Here is a 17193-nt window from a genome sequence, read left to right as displayed (position 1 = left end):
AGTGCACCCACGATTTAGTAAGAAATCTGTTGCCTGACCGAGCCTTAGTCAGCTGGCTTTTTTCTCACACCACCATTCAGGAAACGCTCTATTAGTCCGCGGCGCACCAGCAAATGGTAGCTCAGCACGCAAAACATGCTAGTCAACAGGATATTGCACATCATTCTTCCTGCAGCGCCAAAAGGGCTGTGATATAGCAAGATACCAAATCCCATCGTCCCAAGCATGTGCACCAGATAAACCCAGTAAGAGCTGTCTGCAAGATAAGACAGCAAAAAGTTTTGGCCCGGCAGGTAACGCAGGAACAAGCCTATGAGGGCAAAACTCCATAGCCAGCTCACACTATTGTACAAATACGCCATGACTGCCTGCATGCCATAGCTGGCTGGCTCTGCACTACCCCCACTTTTGACCAGCGCCAGGAACACGATGAAGACGGGCAAGCCAGCGCAAAGGTATAACCAGCACTTGCATTCAAAACGGGACAACAAATCTGTCTGAAAGCGATATAGAAAAATTCCGCAGGTAAAAAACATGCCGCTATGGATGAATTCTGCCAGATACGGCATAAAAGAACCAAGGGGTGTCACCATGCCATTGCGGTAAAAACTCCCGGCCACAGCCAAAGGAAGGGTCAACAAGAATATCCCCCACCAGCTATTGCACAGTATTCTCCAAGTGCTGGCAAAACCATCCTGTAGTATCGATGGAATAAATGCGGACCAGCGTAACAACAGCGCATACACGAGGCAATACATAAACAGGTAATAGATGAACCACAGGTGCAGCAACGATATCTGTGGCCTGCCCGGTACTTTTGGAATCCGCTCAAATTCCAGGCCTATCGTCCCAAAAGCATTCAGATGTGCATACACTGCCACCAGCAGACTCATGCAAACCAGCAGCAAAGGCCAGAACACCATGAAAGGCCAGACCAGTTTGCGCAAGCGCTGACGCAGCATGGCATTTACTCCCCGTCTGTTGGCCAGCAGGGCAACAAAAAATCCAGCCAGGATGAAAAACACTGGCATGCGAAAAGCATGGATGAAGACAATCAGTAAATCCGCCAGCATACTGGTCTGGCTATCGCGCCAGGGGGTAGGTGCAGGATTGACCATGTAGTTGACCGAAACATGCACAACTATACCCAGCCACATCATGATGGCCCTGAGATTATCAAGAGAATGAAGGCGTTGATCAGTATTCATCGTGCATGCTCAAAGTTAGCGTGGGACAGATCTTGCTGGTATCTTGCTTACAGACGGTAAATCCAGTCGCTTTCATTTTTTTTTGCATCGTTGAGCAATTGCTGAGGACTGCGCCCGGATACTTCCTTGCAGTCGCGGATCAGATGAGATTGATCTGCATAACCCATTGCGCTGGCGTGCTCAGTCCAATTCGGTATGTGTCCCTGCTCCAGATCAAGCAGCACCTGGCTATGACTGCGCTTGGCGCGCCATAATCTTGATAAGCCCAGCAAAGGCAGGCCAGCTTCCTTCCTGACCCGCCTTTGTACCTGACGGGCACCTACACCAAGCAAACTGCAACTCAGCCGCAGGCTCAGGTTCTGGCCCATCTTGCGCAAACGTGACCAGGGACTGTTAAACAGGTCGCTGCTGTTTTGTGCAACATAGCTTTCAATCAGCAAGCATCTGTCTGCATGCGAGTCAGCCTGGGCAACAGCTTGCAACAATCCAAGTCCTGAGGGATTCAGTACACCCATTGCATCGACAAATCTGTCCTGCACTGTCGTCAGGTCCAGCTCAAACAAGGCATGAAAGGCATCCGAGTAAAACACCGCCATGAAACTATGTCGGTCACCGAGGTTCATGGACACCCCATACTGGCTCTGGCAACCAGCCACAAAGATCTGCGGCAAGCGCTGCTCACGCTTGGTTTTTCCCTGTTGCAGCAGACTCACCTCACCTTCCAGCATCCAGGTGATGCAACAGAATGGCGTAGCAGGGTAACGATTCAGTTGGTCCAGCCCATCCAGATGACATCCACGGGTATCGCGCACGAGATACATCAACACATGCTCAGCCGCCTGACCACTGGCTGGGCAGATATGCGTTTGCGCTTTGGGGGTAATGTCAGTCCTGTGCATGTAGTGGATGCTACCTGCTTACATGGTGTATGTATTGGACGTTTACGACATTTTTGAAGTTTTATGAGGGCCAGTGTTTGGTTTGTTTGGCCATTGTTACTAATTTGCTCAGATCATCTGGATTGCTGCCGAATGGGTACTGTTGCTGTTGCTGTTGCTGTTGCTGTTGCCGTTGCCGTTGCTTTTGACTTTCCGCAGTTCCCATGTGTCGACGCCGTTTGTGCATTACAGAAAATGGATTAAGAAGGACCGTTGTCTGAGCGAAGCGAGTTTCGGGCCTTCCCATTTTTTGTACTGCACAAACGGGAACCCCCTTCAGGGGGCGACGACGCCTGGGTCGCCTTTCTTTGAACTCTTTCTTTGGCGACGCAAAGAAAGAATTTCGGCTGCCGGGCCGAGACCCGGCTTGTATCCACGAAGGGCAATCGCTTTAATAACGACTCAAGTGCACGACGAACGCCACTGGAGCGCCAGCCCGGTAGCCTCCAGCCTTCGCTGGAGCGACGATAATTTGAATACGGTTTATCGAATGAACCCCATCCTCACCCTTACCTCTCCCGCTGCGGTGCTTGCAAATGGCTTGGAGATGAAGCTAAAACATTCCAGCACGGGCCAATCTGTCAACCAGCAAAGAGCCACGAATGGACTCTGTTGCCTTAATCAGCCTTCGCCCCCACAGGCTTGAATTGCCCCATCACATCGCGCTTGCCCCGCTCAAGATAAGGAACAGGCTTGTCCATCCATTCTGGGCGTGGGCTGCCCAGCAGGTAATGATCAAAGAACTCCGCCATGTGTACCGTGAAATACTTCATATTGTCACGCTCTTTCAAGCCATGTTTTTCACCGTTGAAATTGAACCAGTAAGCCTCCTTGCCCAACTGGCGCAAGGCCGTGAAAAATTCTATGGCCTGATACCATGGCACGGCATCGTCATCATCATTATGGATAGTCAGGTAAGGCGTCTGAACTTTATCGACATGGAATATCGGTGAATTTTCTATGTATTCTGCCGTCTTGTTCCAGGGTGCGCCACCTATACGGCTTTGCTGCTTTTCATACTGGAAGGCGCGACTCATGCCTGTGCCCCAGCGTATACCGCCATAACCACTGATCATGTTTGCCATGGATGCGCCTGCTTCGACAGCACGGAACATATTGGTTTGCGTGATCAGGTAATTGATCTGGTAAGCGCCCCAGCTATGGCCTTGTATGCCCACGCGCTTGGGATCAACATAGCCTTGCGCCAGTACTTTTTGTACTGCTGGCACAACAGCGTTGTACGCGCTCTTACCCGGATGCCCGGTTTTATAGACGATGTCCGGGCGCAATACGATATAGCCATTACTCAGGTAACGGGTGACATTGATGTTCTGGGCAGGTGCAGGTGCGACATAGCGGTGCAGATTGTCTGACATGTTTTCATAGATGTACACCATCATCGGATATTTTTTTGCCGGATCAAAATTCTCAGGCTTGGCCAGCAAGGCTTTGAGTTTCTTGCCATCCAGGCTGGTGTATTCAATCATTTCCTGCTTGCCCCAGTTGAATTGGGCTTGCTGGGGATTGGCGTTACTGATTTTTTGCGGGCTTTGCAAAGCCAGGTTACTGCTCCACAAGTCCGGAAATTCCGTGAAGCTTTGTTGAGTGAACAAGACCGTATCTGCCTTCTTGGCCTTGATCAGCCCAGCAAACATTTTATCGCCATGTATCAATTTTACGGGTTCACCAGATTTTGGATTTTGCTGGTAATAACCAGTGGAGCGATTACCTTCATTGGTAGCTGCCAATATCCAGGCCCCCTTCGGCAAAGCCTTGGCTTCGGCCACTGCGGAAGGTTCGTCAGCAGGAGGTTTTTTCTCCATATCCAAAGGAACATAACGCAATTCCAGATTGTGCTTGCGGCCATAGCCTGCAGTCAGGTTACGGCTGCTTTGATTCTGCAGATTTACTTCCCACAAATCAAACTGATCATACAAGACTACGCTTGCATCATCTTCGGTCCAGCCTGCGAAGCCATAGGCGTCCTTGACCTCTGGCGTATCGCGCTTGGTATCTTCAAAACGTGCCTTAATTTTGCCAGTCAGGTTGATTTTGCTGCCATCGACGGTTGACCAGCAATACCAGATACTGCTGTTGGCATCAAAGGCCATGACGTATTTTCCACCTGGCGACAGGCTGGGCACATAGCGCAGTTTTTGCGCCAGCAAACGAGCCTGGCCAGTTTGCAAATCTACTGCATATGCATCGTGATACAGCGCATCCCATGACTGCAACATCTTGTAAGGCACATCACTGCCCCCCATGGCAAAACGCGGATTATCATTGATCAACACATTCGGGATATTCTTGTTGGCAAGCTGGACGAAGCGTTGCTCAGCAATATGAAATACAGCCTTGTAACTGCGCTGTTTCTCTTTCTCGGCCCTGACCTTTTGCATGGATTGCAGCTCAAGATCCTTCCAGTGCCAAAGATCAACCTTGAAGGGTTCTGGTGCATCTTTGGGATCAGCCTTGGCCAGTTCTGCCGTACCAAAGAACAGGCGCTGACCATCCTTGCTGAAACTCAGACTGGCATGTTCACTTGGCAGCCAACCCGTAGGCAGACCTGCAGTGTCGGCAGTGACGATGGCTTTGGCTTCACTATCGCCAGCTCGCCAGTAATACAGGTTGAAAGCAGTAATTTCTTTTTCGGCTTTGTCAGTCTTGTCAGCATCAGCGCTTTTCTTGCCAGATTTTTCTGCTTCAGCACGCTTCTTTGTAAGATCATCACGATTGCTGACGAAAGCCAGTTGTCGTCCTGCCTCATCAAAATTCATATGCTTGTAACTGCCAGCCCCAGCCATGACTGCACGTGGCGTCAAGTCTTGCGGACTGATCAGGTAGACACCTTCCCGCGCGCCCTCTTTTTGCGTGTCTTTGGTGATGACATTCAAAGCCAGTAGCTCACCATTTTTAGACCAGGTAAAATCAGCGACGTCTTTGAAGCTATCGCGCTTGGCATTTGCCACATCCATCAATAAAAACTCTGTGCCGGTATCTTTTTTCTTTGCTGAAGCATTGGCGGTAGCTGCTTGTTGATCGTCTTCATCCTTCGCGGCAGTTTCAGCGTCTTTTTTTGCTTCTTTTTTTGCTTCCTTGGGTGCATCGAGCAAGACTGCAAGGAAATTGCCCCCTTCTTCTGGCCAGGCAAAACGTTTTACCCGGTCCAGGTTTTCGATTTTCCCAGTCGCCAGATTCATGATACCCAGGCCAGATTTGGGCAAGTCATCCCCCTTCTTTTTTTCTTTCTTGGCCTTGTCCAGCTCTACCCTGGTTGGTGCAATCGCAAAAGCCAGATAACGTCCATCCGCACTGAATGCCGGTGTAGTGCCACGCGGCGCACGTAATTCGCGACCATCCTTCAAATTCCTGACGACGACTTCGCCATCAGACTCTTGCCCTACCAGAGCATAGGCGGCCCAGTTGCCGTCACGGCTCAGAACATTGCCCTGTATGCTGCGCCAATTTGCATAGACGTCATGGCTGATGACTTTCTTTGTATTCACTGCAACTGCTGCAGAGCCTTCTGCCAGCACCGAGGCGGCATTGGTAACAGGAACATAGACCCCATAAGCCAGACATACCAGCAAAGCAATAGCGGTTAAGTTGCGCAGTTTGTGTTTACTAGGGGCAGAAACTGAAGAAGGAGAGGAAGAATGCGTGCTAAACACTGGAAATACCTTTCTTGGAGACTAGCTTTACATCACTACATTGTAATGTCAAACCAAAATAAATCGACAAAACAATTATGCATTATCGTTATTGCGTTGCAGCAATGCTTAAACATATCAGGATTGCACTTGCAAAGATTTGATGACGCGCATCTCACCTTTCTCACCCGCGCCTGAGCCACTGTTCTTGCTTTCTTTTTTTATAATGATCAGTCGGTCGCCGCTCACGCCATATACCAGCTCTTCTTCGTATTTGGTGTCAAAGCTGATGACCACGAAAGCACGCCCGGAAATAGCCTGATGCAAGCGGCTGCCCATAGGCGTACCATCAGCGGCGATCCAGATTTCCAGATTGCCATCGAATTTTTTGACGTATTTGCGTTCTTTTTCCGAGAGCTTTTCAACAGGTATCTCAAAGCTCAGCAAGCGAGCCGCTTTGCCGTTATAGATGGCATCGGTTTTTTCGGTTTTAAATATGGCTTTCTCGAGTGCCCGCGACAGATTACCAACTGCAGAAATCATGGGACGCAGCTCTGATGAATTTACTTCCTTAATGGCAGCAATGGTGGGTGTTTTGGCTTTGGGATCTTTCTCCCTGGCACGCTCTTCTGTTTCCAGACGCGTCAATAAGTCTTTGTTGTAAAGCAGCTGCAAGCCACGCGAGCTATCATCAAGCATGATGCTAACTTGGCCGTTTTGCTCTTCAAGCTATTTACCTTCTCCCTGACGGCTCCAGGTTTTTGCTTCGACTATGGCCTTTAAAGGAGTTTGACCTGGCAAACGCGCCAGTGCAGCCTTTAAATCTGCCAGGCCATCTGCCTGTGCTGCCTGGTTAAACAAACTAAAACAAGCGCCAGCAAGCAGCAACAGCACCTTCTTTCTGGTCAGCATACATTTCCTATCAGCGCAGCTATCGTGAGCCATCTGACCCCGGAGGCAGCTTTAAGTTCATCCCTGCTGCATCACTGCTTAAGTGCCAACCACTTTCTATAGACCAGCAATGCCACTTGCGCATCATTGGCGGCATACATGATTTGTCTGTCATTCAGAGCTGGGGTAGCCCAGTTGGAGGTCGAGGTTTTCTTGGATTTTTGCAATTGCATGCCAAAATATTTGGCCACTGCTGCTTTCGCCCCCATGTCACGCTGCTTGCTCTCACGCATGGCACGTGCGAGGTCAAGCACATGCTGTGGCGAGATACCAAGTTTGATTTTCAGGCGTTTCATGTCATCGCTGAGCCCAAAGCCAACCTTAAGTATCTCTTTGGATTCCAGCAAGGCTTTCACGGCGTCGGTATTTTGCACCTTGACTGTGGGAAAGAGGTAAGCCTTGCTGTCGGTAGCGAGTTGTATCAGATGCGGACCATCGGATTGCTGGCCCTTGAAGAATACCGGCTTGGATTCGGTATCAAAACCCAAAATATCGGCTGCCTGCATCTCTGCATAGGCTTGCTCTGCGTCTGCTGGCGTTTGTACCAGTAGTATGTCTTTTTCCTGGACACCAGGATAAGGGGGGAGGAGAACTTCCTGATCTTCTGTCATGACAGCATGATAAGGGAAACAAGGTGGATATGTCAGGTGTTGACTTGCTACTATGGCTTGTGCGAGGACAAAAATAGTGGAAATAAGCCACAAACTATAAGCCAGCCAGATAAATAATACATTTTTAATATTGTTCAAGCCCTGAATTTGTCTGCATGCGCTTCCATCAATTCCGTCAGCCATTCGACAAACACCCTGACTCTGGGCGATAACTGCCGGTGATGGGGATACAGTATGGATACAGGCATGGGCGGTGGCCGCATCCCTGGCAAGACTTCCTGCATGCTGCCTGCTACCAGTTGGGCAGCCACATGGAAGCGCGGCAGTTGTATCAGGCCATAACCCGCTTCTGCGCTTGCGACATAGGCATCAACATCATTGACTGCCAGTTGTCCTTTCAAGGCCGTGGTCTGTACTTTACCGTCGATGACAAATTCAAAATCCATATTCCGGCCCGTCTGTGACGAGAAATAATTCACTGCCAGATGTGCAGGCAAATCATCCAGCGTCTCCGGTACGCCATGCTTTTGTAGGTAACCGCAGCTAGCACAGGTAATTTGCGTCATCAGTGCTACCCGTTTGGCGATCAAGCTGGAGTCGCGTAACTCACCGCCACGCAAGACGCAATCAACGCCTTCCCGTACCAGGTCAACCAGTCGGTCACTCATGCCGACCTCGAGTTCTATCAAAGGATACTTGGCACTAAACCCAGGCAGGGCCGGGACGACGAAATACTTGCCCAGCGAACCTTGCAAATTAATCCTGAGCTTGCCACGCGGGTTAAGCAGGCTATGGCTGAATGCGGATTCTGTCTCTTCCAGGTCAGCCAGCAGACGCACGCACCGCTGGTAATAAGCGTCACCATCCGCAGTGGTATTCACCTGGCGTGTGGTTCTTTGCAAGAGGCGCGTGCCCAAATGGGTTTCCAGTTGCTTGATGCTCAGGGTGACGCTAGCCCTGGGCATTTGCAATTGCTCGGCAGCGCGGGTGAAGCTGCTTTGCTCGACCACGGCGATAAAGACCTGCATAGCCTGAAATTTGTCCATCATTCACACATTGTTTAGATTTTTTGCACAGTAATGGCAATTTTAACGTATTTATCTATAAATTCTGACTAACTACAATGACTACATCTTCAGCAAACCCGCTGAGGCAATGACAAAGGAGTTTCAGCATGACACAGAACAAAATGACAACACGCCAATTGGGCAAACAAGGCCCGGCAGTTTCAGCACTGGGCCTGGGTTGCATGGGCATGTCGGATTTATATGGCCCGGCTGATCGCGGCGAAAGCATCGCCACTATCCATGCGGCGCTGGATGCAGGGATAGACGTGCTCGACACGGGTGATTTTTATGGCATGGGCCATAATGAATTACTGATACAAGAAGCACTGCAAAGCCTGCCGCGTGAAAAGGTGAAGATCAGCGTAAAGTTTGGCGCATTGCGAGACCCGGCAGGCAACTGGATAGGTATGGATGGTAGGCCGGCAGCCGTCAAGAACGCCCTGGCGTATAGCCTGAAACGCCTGGGTACTGATCACATAGATGTCTATCGCCTGGCACGCATAGACCCGCAGGTGCCGGTGGAAGACACCATAGGTGCCATCGCCGATATGGTAAAAGCTGGTTATGTGCGCCACATCGGTATGTCGGAAGCCGGTGCTGCCAGCCTGCGCCGTGCGGCGGCTGTCCACGCCATCAGTGATTTGCAGATAGAGTACTCGCTGTTTTCACGCGGCATAGAAGCTGAGATTTTGCCAGTCTGCCGCGAATTGGGCATAGGCATCACGGCCTACGGCGTATTGTCGCGTGGTTTGCTCAGTGGTCACTGGAGCCCGGAACGCCATGCTGGCACCAGGGATTTTCGCAGCATCAGCCCACGTTTCCAGGATGGCAATCTGGAGCGTAACCTGGCTCTGGTCGAAGCATTGCGCGGCATCGCCAACAGCAAGGGCATCAGCGTGGCGCAAGCGGCAATCGCCTGGGTACTGGCACAAGGCGAAGACATCATTCCTCTCGTAGGTGCACGTCGTCGCGACCGTTTGACAGAGGCACTGGGTGCGCTTGATGTCGAACTGGATGCAGCAGATTTGCAGGCAATCTCTGCCGCAGTTCCAACAGATGCAGTAGCAGGTAATCGCTACAACGATCATGCCATGGCTTTGCTCGATAGTGAACATCCGTGAAACAATTCAGCTTTTATCAGCAGCATCTGAAAGCTGATCAAGTTGCGCAGTTTTAGGAGGATCGACACGCCGCCTGCGTGGCCTGCCGCTGGGTAGAGGCTCTATGATCAAGGCTTGACCATCGGGCAGGGAAATCGCCAGTTTTTCCTGCCCATCATGCTTGAAATGATACACAGTCGCCGCGCCGACAGCGGCTGATTTTTCCAGCGTTGCTGCCATCAGCAATTCCGGGATTTCGCTTACTTTACCATTGCGCCAGATCAGCTTATTCATGAGTTTACTCATTGATATGCTCACGATAGCGAGCGGCAAAACCTGCTGCATCCATGGGGCGGCCAAAATAATATCCCTGCACCTGGCTGCAACCCATTTTGCGCAAGAGTTCGGCTTGCTCTTTCTTTTCTACACCTTCGGCCACGACACTCAAACTCAGGCTTAAGGCCATGGCAATGATGGCGCTGGCAATCGCCGCATCGTCAGGATTTTCGTGGATGTCATTAATGAAGGACTTATCTATTTTTAGTTCATCGATGGGGAAACGCCGTAAATACGAGAGACTGGAATAACCGGTGCCAAAATCATCCAGGGATATCGACACCCCCAATTTTTTCAATGCGCGCAGCGCCACCAAAGTACTGTTGACATCCTGCATGACCATGCTCTCGGTCAGCTCCAGCGTGACATGGGATGGGTCGGCACCGGTTTCGGCAAAAATGGCAGCAACTCGATCGGATAAGTCCTCTTGCCGGAACTGGCGCGGTGACATATTGATGGCAATCTTCAAATCAGCCATGCCGGATTTTTTCCAGCTGACTTGCTGGCGGCATGCCTCTGCCAGCACCCATTCGCCCAGAGGCAGGATGAGCCCAGTTTCTTCTGCCAGCGGGATGAATTCTATGGGGTGTATCAAACCTATCTGTGGGTGATGCCAGCGTACCAGTGCTTCTGCGCCGACTATAGTACCTGTAGCAAGTTCTATCTTGGGCTGGTAGTGCAGAGTGAGTTCATGCCGTTCCAGGGCACGACGCAATGCGCCCTCCATATTCAGGCGACTGATGGCGGTGACACCCATCTCGGGAATAAACTGGCGCACGCTATTACGACCATGTTCCTTGACGCGGTACATGGCAATGTCGGCATAACGCAATAATATCTCGCCATGATCACCATCTCTGGGGTAAAGCGAAATACCTATGCTGGCGGTGACAAACACATCATGCCCGTTGATTTCGAAAGGGCGCGCCAGGGCCGCCAGGATTTTTTCAGCGACGATATCAACATCACCAGTCTCTGGCAAATCGGTGAGAATGATGACGAATTCATCACCGCCCAGACGGGCCACCGTATCAGTTTCGCGCACGCAATGGCTGAGCCGGTTGGCTACCTGCTTCAACATTTCATCCCCGGCACCGTGGCCGGAGGCATCATTGATGAGTTTGAAATGATCAAGATCAAGCAACATCAAACCCACCGATAAATCCTGGCGCTTGGCCCAGGCGATGGCCTGAGTGATACGATCGTTGAGTAAATTACGGTTTGCCAGGCCAGTCAGGCTATCATGGGTGGCCTGGTATTCCAGCTCTTTCTGGTAATTGACACGCTCACTAACGTCATTGATGACACTGACAAAATGCGTAGTAGCGGCGCCCGTCGCATCCTTGACGGGAGAGATATGCAATTCATTCCAGAACTGGGTTCCGTCCTTGCGGTAATTGCGAAGCAAGGCGCAGCCTGATCTTTTCTCGCGTAGAGCTGAGCGTATCTCTTGCAAATCTGGTTGCGCCAGGTCCTCCCTGACCAGGAAGCGCCCTTCCCTGCCTATGACTTCCTGCGCTGTATAGCCAGTGATACGCTCAAAAGCAGGATTCACATAGACGATGGAGTGGTCGCTGTCATCACTGCGGGTAATCATGATGCCATTACTGCTCGATACCAGGGCTTGCTCACGCAAGAGCAAGGCTTGCTCGACTTCCTTCAACTGGAATTTGCTATCGGTAATATCTTGTTTGACCGCGACCAGATGGGTAATATGCCCTTTCATATTGCATAAGGGGCTGATAATCTGCCGCTCCCAATAAGTAGTACCATCCTTGCGGTGACTGAGTACATCGCCTTGCCAATGCTCACCGACCTTGAGCGCCTTGATGTTGCGCATGACTTTTTCATCAGCAGGGTCACCAGAATTCCAGAACACGTGCGTGCCCAGCACTTCGCTCAACGCATAGCCAGAAATACGACAATAACTGTCATTGCCATATTCGAGTTCACCATCTGCATTGGTAATGACAACCGCAAACGGGCTTTGCTGCACTGAGAGCGCCAGCATTTCCATATTGTCTTGCAGATCATGGTGTTCGTGGGTGCTGCTTAGGGAATGGATAGCTTGAGCCAATTCATTGGCGAAACGGCTAAGGATATTGTATGCATCGCTACTTTCACTAAGATCAAAGTCAGCACCAACCCGCAATTGCGCCAGTACATCACCATAACGCTGGAGGGGCAAAACCAGGTATTTTGTCTCTTTTCCAGCCTCTCTATCGGCACGAAAACGATAAACTTCCGACTTATCCCCTAAGTCCAGCTCCAGCTCAGCAAAAAGATAAGCAGCACGCTGCACCAATATGCGACAGAAGCCCCGCAACATCTCTGACAATTCTGTCGTGTACCACAAACAATGGGAAAGCTCCCCCAACAAGAGATACCACTCTTCCAGCCGATGTGACTCGGCATCCAAAGTAAGGGGCTGGTCAGCTATAGCCATGTCGTTGAGGTCTCCCATTCAGCACGCTGTTTTTATTGGCAAGTGGATTTTTATACCGCGTAGCCAAGCGAATTGCAACAAAAACCACCGGAGGCAAGCTGCCTATTTATGCTGCAATTGCGTTACACAATACAAAACAAATATTTGCAAAACAATAAATAATCTATTGATTCCCTTCTGATTTTCTCTGTAATTTCTCTGTATGTCATTGTCTCTGTGGTTAAAGGTCTTAAGATTTTCCTCATTTATGCCCTCAAAATTAACAAAACAACATCAAGCAAATTCGCCTATCCAGCGCAAAAGCCGTTAAAATCTAAGGTTTGGCAAACTTTATTCATCGCTTCTTCAAGAAGTGACAAAGGCAGATAGCACGATGCTCACATTTCAACAAATTATCCTGACATTACAAGATTACTGGGACAAGCAAGGCTGCGCCCTGTTGCAACCCTACGATATGGAAGTGGGCGCGGGTACTTCGCATACCGGCACTTTCTTGCGTGCCATCGGGCCTGAACCTTGGCGTGCGGCGTATGTACAACCATCACGCCGCCCCAAGGATGGCCGTTATGGTGAAAACCCTAACCGTCTGCAACACTACTACCAATATCAGGTCGTGTTGAAGCCAGCACCAGAAAATATCCTCGACCTATACCTGGGTTCCCTGAAAGCCCTGGGCCTGGATTTGCAGCAAAACGACATACGCTTTGTTGAAGATGACTGGGAAAACCCTACCCTAGGTGCCTGGGGCCTGGGCTGGGAAGTCTGGCTGAATGGTATGGAAGTCACGCAATTCACTTATTTCCAGCAAGTAGGTGGTATTGATTGCAAGCCTATCCTGGGTGAAATTACCTATGGCCTGGAGCGTCTGGCCATGTATCTTCAAGGCGTAGATAATATCTATGACCTAGTCTGGACCGAGCGTGAAGAAAACGGCAAGACCGTGCGCCTGTCTTATGGCGACGTATTCCATCAAAATGAAGTTGAGCAATCGACTTTCAGCTTTGAATATTCGAATACCGATTTCCTGTTCTCCCTGTTCACCAACTACGAAGCAGAAGCCAAGCGCCTGCTGGAAGTGACGGAAAAGTCTCTGGCATTGCCTGCTTATGAAATGATCTTGAAGGCTGCGCATACTTTCAACTTGCTGGATGCACGTGGTGCGATTTCGGTGACTGAGCGTGCTGCCTACATAGGCCGCATACGCAATCTGTCGCGTGCAGTGGCTGCGGCTTACTATGCATCGCGTGAGGCACTGGGTTTCCCTATGTGCGCTGCGGACGACAAGCATAAGCCTGCCCCTGCTGCTGTTACTGCTGCATAAGCTTTACGCCTAGCCCACAAGAACATCATTAAATAGATTCTGGCAACGCGCCAGAACGTAGGATAAGAAATATGAGCCAAACACTGTTAGTAGAATTATTTACCGAAGAGCTGCCACCCAAGGCACTGGCCAAACTGGGTGAAGCATTTAGCGCCGGCATCGTCGCTGGTTTGAAGTCACGCGATTTTCTGGAAGCTGAGTCTGTAGCGACCAGCTATGCATCTCCACGCCGCCTGGCTGTCAGCGTCACTGGTGTACGCGCAACGTCCCCGGACAAACTGATGCGCGAAAAAGTCTTGCCGGTATCCGTCGCACTGGATGCAGCTGGCAATGCTACCGCCCCACTGGGCAAGAAACTGGCGGCACTGGGTTTCCCTAACTTGCAGGTCAGTGACCTGGAACGTGCTGTCGATGGCAAGGCTGAAAGCTTCTTTTACAGCTATACAGCAGCGGGTACTGCCCTGGCGCCAGCAGTGCAAACTGCACTGGAAGAAACCATAGGTAAACTGCCTATCCCTAAAGTCATGAGTTACCAGCGTCCTGACGGCGAGACCGTGCATTTTGTGCGCCCTGTGCACAAAATCATCGCCCTGCACGGCGCTGATATTGTGCCACTGTCCCTGTTGGGTTTGAATAGCGACCGCATTACCAAGGGCCACCGCTTCCTGTCCGCTGGTGAAGTCAGCATTGCCAAGGCAGAAGACTATGCCGCCAGCCTGAAAACCGAAGGCAAAGTCATCGCCAGCTTCAATGAACGTAAAGAACAGATACGTGCCGCCTTGCTGGGCAAAGCAGGTGCAGACCAGGTGCTGATGCCTGAATCCCTGCTTGATGAAGTCACCGCCCTGGTGGAATGGCCAGTGGTCTATGAATGCAATTTCGAGCAAGAGTTTTTGGCTGTACCGCAAGAATGCCTGATCCTGACCATGCAGACCAATCAGAAATATTTTGCCCTGACGGATGCCACAGGCAAATTGCGTTCACGCTTTTTGATCGTCTCGAATCTTGAAACTAGCGACCCGCAATACATCATCCAGGGTAATGAGCGCGTCGTGCGCCCGCGTTTGTCAGACGCCAAATTCTTCTTTGAACAAGACAAGAAAAAGACCTTGGAATCTCGCCTGCCTTTGTTGGCGAACGTGGTCTATCACAATAAACTGGGAAGCCAGGCTGAACGCACTCAGCGCGTTAAAACCCTGGCAGGCCAGATTGCTGCCAGCCTGAATGGCGATGTTACCCTGACTGAGCGCGCTGCCTTGCTGGCCAAGACAGATTTGCTGACCGACATGGTGGGTGAATTCCCTGAGCTGCAAGGCATCATGGGTACTTACTATGCACAGCATGATGGTGAGCACCCGGATGTTGCCGCTGCTGCGTCTGAACATTATCAACCACGTTTCGCTGGCGATGCACTGCCAGCGACACTGACAGGCACTGCCGTCGCACTGGCAGACAAACTGGAAACCTTGGTTGGTATCTGGGGCATAGGCTTGCAGCCTACCGGTGACCGTGATCCGTTTGCGCTGCGCCGCCATGCTCTGGGTATCTTGCGCATGCTGGTAGAAAAACGCTTGCCGCTGTCGCTGAATACCCTGCTAGCACATGCGGTAGCACTGTTCGCTGGCAATCCCAATTTCAAAGACCCAACAGCCGATGTGCTGAACTTCGTGTTCGACCGTCTGCGTGGCCAGTTGCGCGACAAGGGCTTTTCTCAAAATGAAGTCGAAGCTGTGGTTGCTCAACAACCTGACACGCTGGATAACATCGTTGAACGTCTGCAAGCTGTACAAGCCTTTGCTGCCCTGCCAGAATCAGAAGCACTGGCTGCTGCCAACAAGCGTATTACCAATATCCTCAAAAAAGCCGAAAGTACGCCTGGTGCAGTCCAGCCAGCCTTGCTGCAGGAAGCTGCCGAGCAGGCATTGGCCAAGGCCATGGCCGATGTCAAGCCGGAAGTCGATGCCGCATTCGCCAAAGGTGATTTCGCCAGCGCCTTGAAAACCCTGGCAGCCCTGCGTGCAGCGGTGGACAGCTTCTTCAATGATGTCATGGTGAATGCAGAAGACCTGGCGCTGCGTAACAACCGCCTGGCTTTGCTGGCAAGCCTGCATGGCATGATGAACCAGGTTGCCGACATTTCCAAGCTGGCGGCCTGAGGTGGCATTGAAACACCAGAAACACAATGGAACATGTGAGCAACACTAACCAGGATTGCAGATGAAACTCATCATCCTTGACCGCGATGGCGTCATCAATCAGGACTCGGACGACTTTATTAAGTCACCCGAAGAATGGAAGCCGATACCGGGTTCACTGCAAGCCATAGCCCGCCTTAACCAGGCGGGCTACACGGTAGTGGTTGCCACCAATCAGTCTGGCATAGGTCGCAGGCTATTTGATATGGCGACGCTGAATGCCATTCATCAAAAAATGCATACCAGCGCCCAGCAGGTCGGTGCCACTATTGATGCGATTTTCTTTTGTCCGCATATGGCGGATGATAATTGCGATTGCCGCAAACCCAAGCCAGGCATGCTGCAAGAGATCGCCAGTCGCTATGACACCAATCTCAAGGGTGTGCATTGCGTGGGGGATTCCCTGCGCGACTTGCAAGCTGGCTTCGTGCTGGGTTGCAAACCGCATCTGGTGCTAACAGGCAAAGGTAGCAAGACCCAGGAAAAAGGTGGCTTGCCGCCAGGCACGCAAGTCTTCGCTGACCTGGCCGCCATGGTCGACAAACTGGTGGAAAACTCGCCATCCGAATTTAATATCGCGATCTGAACGAATTCAGCATCGCTACAATGGAGACTACATGCTTAGCTTTACCCGTTTTATTCGTTCGCTGATTTTCTTGCTGGTGATGGCGGTAGTCACCATCGTCTGGGCCCCCATCAGCATGCTGTTTGCCTTCTTGCCGTATAACCAGCGCTATTACATTACTGCCCGCTGGAATGTCACGATCATCTGGGCAGCAAAAGTCATTTGCGGCATACGTTACCAGACCAGGGGATTTGAAAACTTTCCAGATGGCCCGGCCATACTGCTGTGCAAACATCAGTCCGCATGGGAAACCATCTTCCTGCTGATGGCAACACCGCGCCCACTGGTTTTCGTCTTCAAAAAAGAAATCACCTATATCCCGTTCTTTGGCTGGGCCATCTCCATGCTGCGCATGATCCCTATCGACCGCAGCAAGGGCAAGGATGCGTTCGCCCACGTCGTGACCCAAGGCCGCAAACGCCTGGCTGATGGACAATGGATCATCATGTTCCCTGAAGGCACCCGTATCGCTGTTGGCAAAAAAGGCCAGTACAAAGGCGGCGGAGCCCGCCTGGCGGTGGAGACCAATACGCCTGTAGTACCTATCGCCGTCAATTCTGGTGAATGCTGGCCCAAAAATTCTTTCACCAAATTGCCAGGCACAGTCACCGTGTCGGTTGGCAAACCGATACCGCCCAACGGCATGAATGCGGTTGAACTGATGCAGGAAGTGGAAAAATGGATAGAAGCAGAAATGCGTGTGATTTCGCCGCAGGTTTATCAGTCTGAATCCAAGTAAGCTGGA

14 protein-coding genes are annotated in these 17193 nt (G+C 51.1%); 5 read left to right on the top strand and 9 right to left on the bottom strand.

From position 1 onward, the window contains the following. Nucleotides 1-44: 44 nt before the first annotated feature. From H8L47_RS06695 to H8L47_RS06670, 7 genes are all read right to left on the bottom strand, one after another. A complete protein-coding gene (locus H8L47_RS06695; RefSeq protein ID WP_186952541.1) occupies nucleotides 45-1208 on the bottom strand; it encodes an acyltransferase family protein in 1164 nt (387 codons plus the stop codon). 47 nt (nucleotides 1209-1255) lie between these two features. Then, a complete protein-coding gene (locus H8L47_RS06690) occupies nucleotides 1256-2107 on the bottom strand; it encodes a helix-turn-helix domain-containing protein (protein ID WP_186952539.1) in 852 nt (283 codons plus the stop codon). A gap of 656 nt (nucleotides 2108-2763) precedes the next feature. Continuing rightward, on the bottom strand, nucleotides 2764-5817 hold the full coding sequence (locus tag H8L47_RS30220) for an alpha/beta hydrolase family protein (protein WP_186952537.1): 3054 nt from the start codon (nucleotides 5815-5817) through the stop codon (nucleotides 2764-2766). 117 nt (nucleotides 5818-5934) lie between these two features. Then, nucleotides 5935-6495 (bottom strand): hypothetical protein, encoded by a 561-nt coding sequence (locus H8L47_RS06680; RefSeq protein WP_230413619.1) that lies wholly within the window; start codon nucleotides 6493-6495, stop codon nucleotides 5935-5937. A gap of 30 nt (nucleotides 6496-6525) precedes the next feature. Next, nucleotides 6526-6708: a hypothetical protein gene (locus H8L47_RS29680; protein ID WP_230413618.1), complete on the bottom strand. Its 183-nt coding sequence runs from the start codon at nucleotides 6706-6708 to the stop codon at nucleotides 6526-6528. A gap of 71 nt (nucleotides 6709-6779) precedes the next feature. Beyond that, on the bottom strand, nucleotides 6780-7358 hold the full coding sequence (locus tag H8L47_RS06675) for a 3'-5' exonuclease (RefSeq protein ID WP_186952535.1): 579 nt from the start codon (nucleotides 7356-7358) through the stop codon (nucleotides 6780-6782). 134 nt (nucleotides 7359-7492) lie between these two features. Further along, on the bottom strand, nucleotides 7493-8407 hold the full coding sequence (locus tag H8L47_RS06670) for a LysR family transcriptional regulator (RefSeq protein WP_329605435.1): 915 nt from the start codon (nucleotides 8405-8407) through the stop codon (nucleotides 7493-7495). A gap of 140 nt (nucleotides 8408-8547) precedes the next feature. On the opposite strand from H8L47_RS06670, the gene H8L47_RS06665 reads away from it, so the two are divergent. Next, nucleotides 8548-9546, top strand: coding sequence for an aldo/keto reductase (locus tag H8L47_RS06665; RefSeq protein ID WP_186953096.1), 999 nt, complete (start codon nucleotides 8548-8550; stop codon nucleotides 9544-9546). Nucleotides 9547-9552: 6 nt separating this feature from the next. On the opposite strand, the gene H8L47_RS06660 is transcribed toward H8L47_RS06665, so the two are convergent. Both H8L47_RS06660 and H8L47_RS06655 read right to left on the bottom strand, forming a co-directional pair. Continuing rightward, on the bottom strand, nucleotides 9553-9819 hold the full coding sequence (locus tag H8L47_RS06660; protein ID WP_186952534.1) for a hypothetical protein: 267 nt from the start codon (nucleotides 9817-9819) through the stop codon (nucleotides 9553-9555). 4 nt (nucleotides 9820-9823) lie between these two features. Continuing rightward, nucleotides 9824-12307 carry a GGDEF and EAL domain-containing protein gene (locus H8L47_RS06655; RefSeq protein WP_186952533.1) on the bottom strand — a complete coding sequence of 828 codons (2484 nt, stop codon included), beginning with the start codon at nucleotides 12305-12307 and terminating at the stop codon, nucleotides 9824-9826. A 373-nt stretch (nucleotides 12308-12680) separates the two neighbouring features. On the opposite strand from H8L47_RS06655, the gene glyQ reads away from it, so the two are divergent. The 4 genes from glyQ (at nucleotide 12681) to H8L47_RS06635 (ending at nucleotide 17187) form a co-directional block, all read left to right on the top strand. Further along, entirely contained in the window at nucleotides 12681-13628 is a 948-nt protein-coding gene (glyQ, locus tag H8L47_RS06650) for a glycine--tRNA ligase subunit alpha (RefSeq protein WP_186952530.1), read from the top strand. 71 nt (nucleotides 13629-13699) lie between these two features. After that, nucleotides 13700-15784: a glycine--tRNA ligase subunit beta gene (glyS, locus tag H8L47_RS06645; protein WP_186952528.1), complete on the top strand. Its 2085-nt coding sequence runs from the start codon at nucleotides 13700-13702 to the stop codon at nucleotides 15782-15784. A gap of 61 nt (nucleotides 15785-15845) precedes the next feature. Further along, nucleotides 15846-16409: a D-glycero-beta-D-manno-heptose 1,7-bisphosphate 7-phosphatase gene (gene gmhB / locus H8L47_RS06640; RefSeq protein ID WP_186952526.1), complete on the top strand. Its 564-nt coding sequence runs from the start codon at nucleotides 15846-15848 to the stop codon at nucleotides 16407-16409. Nucleotides 16410-16440: 31 nt separating this feature from the next. Next, on the top strand, nucleotides 16441-17187 hold the full coding sequence (locus H8L47_RS06635; protein ID WP_186952525.1) for a lysophospholipid acyltransferase family protein: 747 nt from the start codon (nucleotides 16441-16443) through the stop codon (nucleotides 17185-17187). Nucleotides 17188-17193 lie beyond the last annotated feature (6 nt).

The sequence above is a fragment of the Undibacterium umbellatum genome (genome assembly GCF_014284125.1).
GTDB classification, from domain to species: Bacteria; Pseudomonadota; Gammaproteobacteria; order Burkholderiales; family Burkholderiaceae_D; genus Undibacterium; species Undibacterium umbellatum.
The sequence above is the reverse complement of the archived record's forward strand: the minus strand, read 5'-3'. Positions and strand labels throughout refer to the sequence as shown.

What these genes read in the sequence shown, in the direction of transcription:
- H8L47_RS06670 (WP_329605435.1), bottom strand. Translation starts at nt 8,407, where the DNA reads ATGATGGACAAATTTCAGGCTATGCAGGTCTTTATCGCCGTGGTCGAG.
- glyS (WP_186952528.1), top strand. Translation starts at nt 13,700, where the DNA reads ATGAGCCAAACACTGTTAGTAGAATTATTTACCGAAGAGCTGCCACCC.
- H8L47_RS06655 (WP_186952533.1), bottom strand. Translation starts at nt 12,307, where the DNA reads ATGGCTATAGCTGACCAGCCCCTTACTTTGGATGCCGAGTCACATCGG.
- H8L47_RS06660 (WP_186952534.1), bottom strand. Translation starts at nt 9,819, where the DNA reads ATGAATAAGCTGATCTGGCGCAATGGTAAAGTAAGCGAAATCCCGGAA.
- H8L47_RS06675 (WP_186952535.1), bottom strand. Translation starts at nt 7,358, where the DNA reads ATGACAGAAGATCAGGAAGTTCTCCTCCCCCCTTATCCTGGTGTCCAG.
- glyQ (WP_186952530.1), top strand. Translation starts at nt 12,681, where the DNA reads ATGCTCACATTTCAACAAATTATCCTGACATTACAAGATTACTGGGAC.
- H8L47_RS06635 (WP_186952525.1), top strand. Translation starts at nt 16,441, where the DNA reads ATGCTTAGCTTTACCCGTTTTATTCGTTCGCTGATTTTCTTGCTGGTG.
- H8L47_RS06680 (WP_230413619.1), bottom strand. Translation starts at nt 6,495, where the DNA reads ATGCTTGATGATAGCTCGCGTGGCTTGCAGCTGCTTTACAACAAAGAC.
- gmhB (WP_186952526.1), top strand. Translation starts at nt 15,846, where the DNA reads ATGAAACTCATCATCCTTGACCGCGATGGCGTCATCAATCAGGACTCG.
- H8L47_RS06690 (WP_186952539.1), bottom strand. Translation starts at nt 2,107, where the DNA reads ATGCACAGGACTGACATTACCCCCAAAGCGCAAACGCATATCTGCCCA.
- H8L47_RS29680 (WP_230413618.1), bottom strand. Translation starts at nt 6,708, where the DNA reads ATGCTGACCAGAAAGAAGGTGCTGTTGCTGCTTGCTGGCGCTTGTTTT.
- H8L47_RS06665 (WP_186953096.1), top strand. Translation starts at nt 8,548, where the DNA reads ATGACAACACGCCAATTGGGCAAACAAGGCCCGGCAGTTTCAGCACTG.
- H8L47_RS06695 (WP_186952541.1), bottom strand. Translation starts at nt 1,208, where the DNA reads ATGAATACTGATCAACGCCTTCATTCTCTTGATAATCTCAGGGCCATC.